Source organism: Actinokineospora sp. (genome assembly GCF_052390155.1).
In the GTDB taxonomy this organism is placed as follows: domain Bacteria; phylum Actinomycetota; class Actinomycetes; order Mycobacteriales; family Pseudonocardiaceae; genus Actinokineospora.
Map to the genome: position 1 here is coordinate 33,982 of NZ_JBQTHF010000045.1, position 6,346 is coordinate 40,327.

Genomic DNA, 6,346 nt, shown 5'->3' on the forward strand with positions numbered 1-6,346 from the left:
CGGCGGCCGCGTGTCCACGCTCTCCGACCTGCTCGCCGAGCACACCGGCCTCTCCGGCGGCGCCGTCGACCACCTGCAGACGGTGGTCGCCGAATGGCAGTTGCTGTCCGACCTGTCCTTCGCCGACTTCCTGCTCTGGGTGCCGGTGACCGAGGGCGCGGACGGCACGGCGCTGCCGCCGGACGCCGAGGAGCGCTACATCTGCGTGGCGCAGGCCCGGCCGATGACCGCGCCGACCGCGCACCCCGACGACGTCGTGACGAGTCACACCGACGTCGTCGAGCACCCCCAGTTGCGCCGCGCGATCGCCGAGCGCCGGATCTGCCGGGAAGAGGATCCGCGCTGGTACCAGGGGGTGCCGGTGCGCCGCGAGGTCATCCCGGTCGCCTACCGCGGCGAAGCGGTCGCGGTGTTGTCGCGGGAGACGAACCTGGCGGTGCCGCGGGTGCCGAGCGCGCTGGAGATCGCGTACCTGGGCATCGCCGGCGACCTGTGCCAGATGGTCGCCGACGGCAGCTTCCCGACCGCCGAGCCCTCGCCCGACGTGCACACCAGCCCGCGCGTCGGCGACGGCCTGATGCGGCTCGACCCGTCGGGCACCGTGGTGTTCGCCAGCCCCAACGCGCTCTCGGCGTACCACCGGATGGGGCACGCCGCCGACCTGATCGGGGTACGCCTGGCCCCGCTGACCCGCTCGCTGATCGACGACCCGTTCGACGCGACCGAGGTCGCGCAGCGCATCCTGCTCGCCCTCGACGGGCAGCCGAGCATGCGCGCCGAGGCCGAGTCGCGCCGGGGCGCGTCGGTGCTGTTCCGGGCGCTGCCGCTGCGGCCGGGTGGCAAGGCCGCGGGCGCGCTGGTGCTGTGCCGCGACGTCACCGAGGTGCGCAGGCGCGACCGGGCGCTGCTGTCGAAGGACGCCACGATCCGCGAGATCCACCATCGGGTGAAGAACAACCTGCAGACCGTGGCCGCGCTGCTGCGGCTGCAGTCGCGGCGCACGAGCAGCCCGGAGGCCAAGGAGGCGCTGGCCGAGTCGGTGCGCCGGGTCGCCGCGATCGCCATGGTGCACGAGACGCTGTCGACGTCGGTGGACGAGCGGGTCGACCTGGATGCCCTGGTGGACAAGGTCATCCCGGTTGTCGGCGATGTCGCCGTGGCGGAGAGCCACGTCAAGGTCCGCAAGAGCGGGCAGTTCGGCGTCGTGGCGGCCGAGGTCGCCACTCCGCTGGTCATGGTGTTGACCGAGCTGATTCAGAACGCTGTCGAGCACGCCTATCCGGCGGGCCACTCGGGTGAGGTCGTGGTGTCGGCGGAGCGGTCCGCCCGCTGGCTCGACGTGGTCGTCTCCGACGACGGCCGGGGCCTGCCCCGCGGATTCTCCCTCGAACGGACGAACGGCCTCGGCCTGCAAATCGTGCGCACCCTGGTCGAATCGGAGTTGCGCGGTTCGCTATCACTGCGCAGGCGAGAACGAACCGGTACAGAAGCGGTCTTACGTGTACCGCTTTCACATCGGCGATGACTTACCAATCCCCTAACGCCCCCTAACCGCACCAATTGACCAGCCTTGGGGTCCGGGGGGCTTGCCCCGGCTTGGCCCTCAAAGGCACAAAGAACGACCCCCGTCCGCGTTCTCCGCGGACAGGGGTCGTCCAGGTGGTTCTCTCGTTGTACGTTCAGGCGTTGCTGCGTGCCCTGGTCCGAGCGTTGCGACGCTTCAGCGCGCGACGCTCGTCCTCGCTCATCCCGCCCCAAACGCCAGCGTCCTGGCCGCTTTCTAGCGCCCATGACAGGCAGTTGGAAGCGACGGGGCAGCGGTGGCAAACGGCCTTCGCCTCGGTGACCTGCAGGATTGCCGGACCACTGGTTCCCACGGGGAAGAACAGCTCGGGGTCCTCGTCACGGCAGGCCGCGCGGTGGCGCCAGTCCATTTCTACGTGCTCCTCGCTCGGGCGCGATAGGACGCGCCTCTAGTCGTCATCCGGTCGTCGGGGTGCTTGTGAATGCTTTCACGAACCGGCTGGATGTCAAGGGGTCTTCTCGACCCGGTGAGTGAACTCACCCGAAAGATAGACGTCAGGGCGTTGCGGATGCGGAGAGCAACGATTTGGCATCGGCCTGGAGTGGTCTGGACCTAGCGCACCCCGAGTCAGACCGCAACTTCTAGCGCGCCAGGAACCGAGGTGAACTCGACCCGGGTGAGTTCCCCGATGAGGTCCCCGTCGCACTGCAGCCGCACGGGCTCGGGCGAACTGACTGTGATACTGGTCACATCGTCGCGGCGGACGAGGTGCTTGCCCCGGGTTTCGGCCTTGGCGCTGAGCGCCTGGCGGAAGTGCCGCAGCACCGTCGGCAGGCGCAGCGTGCGCAGCGCGAACAGGCCCAGACCGGTGTCGAAGGAGCAGCCGGGGTTGAGGTGGATCGCGCGGGCACCCAGGTAGGTCCACGGATCGGTGTTGGACACGAACGCCAGGCGCAGGTCCTCGATCGGCTCCTCGCCGGGGATCGTCACGGTCAGGGTGGGCCTGGTGTGCTTCGGCCGCGCGTACCGGGCGACGGCGACGCGGGCGTAGAGCGCCGGGCTGGCGCGCTTGCCGCGCTTGCGGTCGACGTCGGCGACCACGTCCGCGTCCCAGCCCATGCCCGCGCTGAAGGTGAACCAGCGCTGGCCGGTGCCGCGGGAGTCGGCGTCGACGCGACCGAGGCCCACGCGGCGGCGGCGGCCCTCGTGTAGCGCGCGCAACAACACGTGCGTGGCCTCGACGGGGTGCCGCGGCAGTCCGAGCGCGCGGGCGAAGACGTTGGCGGAGCCGCCGGGAACCACGCCGAGCATCGGTGTGGCGCTGCTCGGCCCGGTGGCCAGCAGCCCGTTGACGACCTCGTTGACCGTGCCGTCGCCGCCGTGCGCGACCACCAGGTCGGCGCCGTCGGCCACGGCCTGGGCCGCGGCGGCGAGCGCGTGGCCCCGGTAGTCCGTCTCGACGACGTCCAGTTTCACCTGGCTCGCCAGCGCGTACGCGAGCACGTCGCGACCGGCCGGGGTGGTGGCCGTCGCCTTGGGGTTGACCACGAGCACTGCGCGCATTAACGCAGGGTAACCCGGCATCCGCCCTCGTCGCGTCGTCGCCCTCCCCGTTCGGGTGAGGGCGGCTTCATCCCATCGGGCCTGCCGTGATCGAGTCCGTGCTCCCTCCGCCAGGCGGCACCTCGATCGGCGAGTGCACCCAGACGACCGTCTGCTCGTCGATCCGCGAGGATGTGACGTCCCTGATCTTGCCCTGATTGATCGCTCAACTCGACCGGCCGTCCGGGTGGCATACGATCGGCGACGCATACGCACCGTGACAAGTGTCGAGTCCGATCCGCTGGAAGGCCGCCGTGCGATTCACCTCCGATGCCCCGCGCACGATCCTCGGCGCGGGCCTGCTGGTCGCGCTGCAGGGGCTGACCGGCATCGTGTTCTCGGTCCTGCTGCTGGTCCGCGCCTTCGACGGCGCCTCGACCGCGGGCAACAACGTCTACGGCCAGGCCGCCTACTTCGCCGTGCTCGCGGGCGGCGTCCTCGCCTGCGGCGTCGGGCTGGTACTCGGGCGGCACTGGGCGCGCGGCCCGGCGATCGTGGTGCAGCTCCTGCTGCTCGGCGTCGCCTGGTACGCCTTCGGCCCCTCCGACCGGCCCGAGATCGGCTTCCCGGTCGGGCTCGTGTGCGTCGGCGTGCTCGTGCTGCTGTTCCGGTCGCAGTCGACGCTGTGGGCCCAAGGCGACCACGACGCCTGACCGAATATCCGGTTGCCCGCGTGTGTCACCGTGACACCTGTGCAGGTGCGACGCGCGAGTGCGGCCGACTGGCCGCGGATCTGGCCGCTGTGGCACCGCGTGGTGTCCACCGGCGAGACCTACATGTCGGCCCCGGACACCGACCGCGAGACCGCGGCGGGTGTGTGGCTGTTGCCGCCGCCCGCCGCAATCTTCGTCGCCGAGGACGGGTCCGACGTGGTGGGAACGGCGCTGCTCAAGCCCGCCCAACCCGGCCTCGGCGACCACGTGGCCAACGCCGCGTTCATGGTCGACCCGGACCGGGCGGGCCAGGGCATCGGCCGCCGCCTCGCCGAACACGTCCTCGACGCGGCCCGCGCGCTGGGCTACACCGCCATGCAGTTCAACGCCGTGGTCTCGACCAACACGGCGGCGATCGCGCTGTGGACCTCGCTCGGCTTCGACGTCCTCGCCACCATCCCGGGCGCCTTCCGGCACGCCAGGCTGGGCCCGGTCGCCATCCACGTGATGTTCCGCGAGCTGTGAGGTCAGGTGCCCAACTCGGTCAACGCGTCGTCGGTCACCCGGAACACCGTCCATTCGTCCATCGGTAGCGCGCCGATCGACTGGTAGAAGCCGATCGCGGGCTCGTTCCAGTTCAGCACCCACCACTGCAGCCGGGAGTAGCCGCGCCGCGCGCACTCCTGCGCCAGCGCGACCAGCAATGCCTTGCCCAGCCCCGATCCGCGCTGCTCGGGGCGGACGTAGAGGTCTTCGAGGTAGATCCCGTGCGTGCCGCGCCAGGTCGAGAAGTTGAGGAACCACAGCGCGCAGCCCACCACCGCACCGTCCACTTCGGCCACATGGCCGAACAGCGCGGGCGCCGCGCAGAACAGCGCCGCGCGCAACTGCTCGCTCGTCAGGTGGCATTCGTCCGGCGCGCGCTCGTAGTCGGCCAGCTCGTACACCAGCGCCACCACGGCGTCCACATCGGACTCACGAACCCGGCGGATTCGGTGGTCGGACACGGTTTCCTCCTCAGTCCGCCGGCAGGTTGAGCCGCTGGATCTGCGCCGTGCCCCGTTCCTCGCCCAACAGGGTCAGCCCACCCGCCGCCAGTCCGAAGTGGACGCCGAAGCGCGCCGACTGTCCGATCCAGGTGGCCACCAGCACGCGGCTGAAGTGCCCGTGCCCGACCAGGATCACATCGCCGTCGGCCAGCGCGGCCCGCGCCCGCCCGACCATCGTCCGCGCCCGCAGGTCGACATGCGCGGCCGTCTCGCCGTTCGGGCACGGGTGCGTCCACACCGTCCACCCCGGCACCGTCTGCCGAATCTCCGGCGTGGTCAGCCCCTCGTAGTCGCCGTAGTCCCACTCGGCGAGGTCCTCGGTGGTCTCGTCCACCGCCAGCCCGGCCAACTCGGCGGTGCGCGTCGCCCGGATGCGCGGGCTGGACAACACCAGCGCCGGTCCGCTCCCGCGCAGCGACGACAGCAGCGCACCCGCCCGCCGCGCCCGCGCCTCGCCCGCGTCGGTGAGCGGCACGTCCGTGCGACCGGTGTGTTTGCCGCTCTCCGACCACTCGGTCTGCCCGTGCCGCAGCAGGTAGACCCCAGACTCGCTCATGCCGGTGATCCTATGCGTCGTCGAAACAGTGACTACTCGGTTGTCGGCCGGTCGAGTCGCTGCGGCAGGAACGCGCGAAGAATCTCGGTTCGAGGTCGGACCGATTGTCCTTGTCGGACGAGCAGTCGCCCGCCCTCCATCGCATTCAGGTCCCTGGTCAGCGTCTTGGCGGTCTTGCCCGCGTACGCGATCGCCAACCTGGGGGTGAGAACCGGTATCTCGGCTCGCCGAGTCCATTGGTCCGCGGGCAGGTCCAGCAGCACGTGCCGACGGCGCGCTTCGGCAGGGGTGTGTCCGGGGAGTTGGGCATGGACGAAGTTGGTCCAGACGAGTCGAGTCTGGTACTCCCTGATCAAGGTCAACTGTTCGCGCAGGCCGTCCACGAATCCCTGTAGCGCGTAGTCGATGAAGCCGTCGACTCGAAAAGGCGGGCCGGACCTGCTCGTCTTGTCGAGTTCTCGGTAGTACGCATCCCTGGTGATGTTGAAGTGGTTGGACAGCAGGTGCGCGGCGGGCGTGGGCGCGCCGCCCTCGATCAGCAGTTGAAATTCGAGCAGGCGGGCAGTTCGACCGTTGCCGTCCCCGAATGGGTGGATCCAGGCTATGTAGAGGTGCGCCATGATCGCGCGGACCACGGCCAGGCTCTTGGCGAAGGTCGGATTCTGGGTCCATACCGGTGCGTTGAGCCAGTCGCAGAGTCGTCTGACGAGATAGTCGCAGTCCGCCGCGGGCGCACCTCGGTAAAGCGCCACGCCGACCGAGTGTTCTCGCGTCCGACCTGCGACGGCGGTAGTTCGAGTTCACCCTGAACCGCGCGTTTCACCTGGTCCTCGGACAGCGTGTTGCCCTCGATGGCGGTCGTGCCCTGGACACCGCGGTGATGTAGAGCTGGCCACCGCACTAGCTGCAATGAGCGGCGACGCTGACCGACGGGTGGTGTTCCCGCTGGTCAGCGTCGCTT

The 6,346-nt window shown here is 70.1% G+C and carries 7 protein-coding genes and 1 pseudogene; 3 read left to right on the top strand and 5 right to left on the bottom strand.

Annotation, left to right across the window (positions count from 1 at the left end; genetic code table 11):
• The first annotated feature begins 10 nt into the window (after nucleotides 1–10).
• Entirely contained in the window at nucleotides 11–1,525 is a 1,515-nt protein-coding gene (locus tag ACT4N7_RS16305; protein ID WP_444829579.1) for a sensor histidine kinase, read from the top strand.
• Nucleotides 1,526–1,679: 154 nt separating this feature from the next.
• On the opposite strand, the gene ACT4N7_RS16310 is transcribed toward ACT4N7_RS16305, so the two are convergent.
• Nucleotides 1,680–1,934 (bottom strand): WhiB family transcriptional regulator, encoded by a 255-nt coding sequence (locus ACT4N7_RS16310; RefSeq protein WP_444829580.1) that lies wholly within the window; start codon nucleotides 1,932–1,934, stop codon nucleotides 1,680–1,682.
• 218 nt (nucleotides 1,935–2,152) lie between these two features.
• The gene (locus ACT4N7_RS16315; RefSeq protein ID WP_444829581.1) at nucleotides 2,153–3,088 is read right to left on the bottom strand and encodes a diacylglycerol/lipid kinase family protein; all 936 of its coding nucleotides are present in this window, start codon (nucleotides 3,086–3,088) and stop codon (nucleotides 2,153–2,155) included.
• A 263-nt stretch (nucleotides 3,089–3,351) separates the two neighbouring features.
• Between ACT4N7_RS16315 and ACT4N7_RS16320 the strand changes: the two genes are divergently transcribed.
• Nucleotides 3,352–3,780 carry a hypothetical protein gene (locus ACT4N7_RS16320; RefSeq protein ID WP_444829582.1) on the top strand — a complete coding sequence of 143 codons (429 nt, stop codon included), beginning with the start codon at nucleotides 3,352–3,354 and terminating at the stop codon, nucleotides 3,778–3,780.
• Between the two features lie 39 nt (nucleotides 3,781–3,819).
• The gene (locus ACT4N7_RS16325; RefSeq protein ID WP_444829583.1) at nucleotides 3,820–4,305 is read left to right on the top strand and encodes a GNAT family N-acetyltransferase; all 486 of its coding nucleotides are present in this window, start codon (nucleotides 3,820–3,822) and stop codon (nucleotides 4,303–4,305) included.
• 2 nt (nucleotides 4,306–4,307) lie between these two features.
• Here the strand turns inward: ACT4N7_RS16325 and ACT4N7_RS16330 are convergent, their stop codons facing one another.
• From ACT4N7_RS16330 to ACT4N7_RS16340, 3 genes and pseudogenes are all read right to left on the bottom strand, one after another.
• The gene (locus ACT4N7_RS16330) at nucleotides 4,308–4,787 is read right to left on the bottom strand and encodes a GNAT family N-acetyltransferase (RefSeq protein WP_444829584.1); all 480 of its coding nucleotides are present in this window, start codon (nucleotides 4,785–4,787) and stop codon (nucleotides 4,308–4,310) included.
• Nucleotides 4,788–4,797: 10 nt separating this feature from the next.
• Nucleotides 4,798–5,385: a histidine phosphatase family protein gene (locus ACT4N7_RS16335; protein WP_444829585.1), complete on the bottom strand. Its 588-nt coding sequence runs from the start codon at nucleotides 5,383–5,385 to the stop codon at nucleotides 4,798–4,800.
• Between the two features lie 32 nt (nucleotides 5,386–5,417).
• Nucleotides 5,418–6,152, bottom strand: a pseudogene (locus tag ACT4N7_RS16340) (Fic family protein); the annotation flags it as partial.
• Nucleotides 6,153–6,346 lie beyond the last annotated feature (194 nt).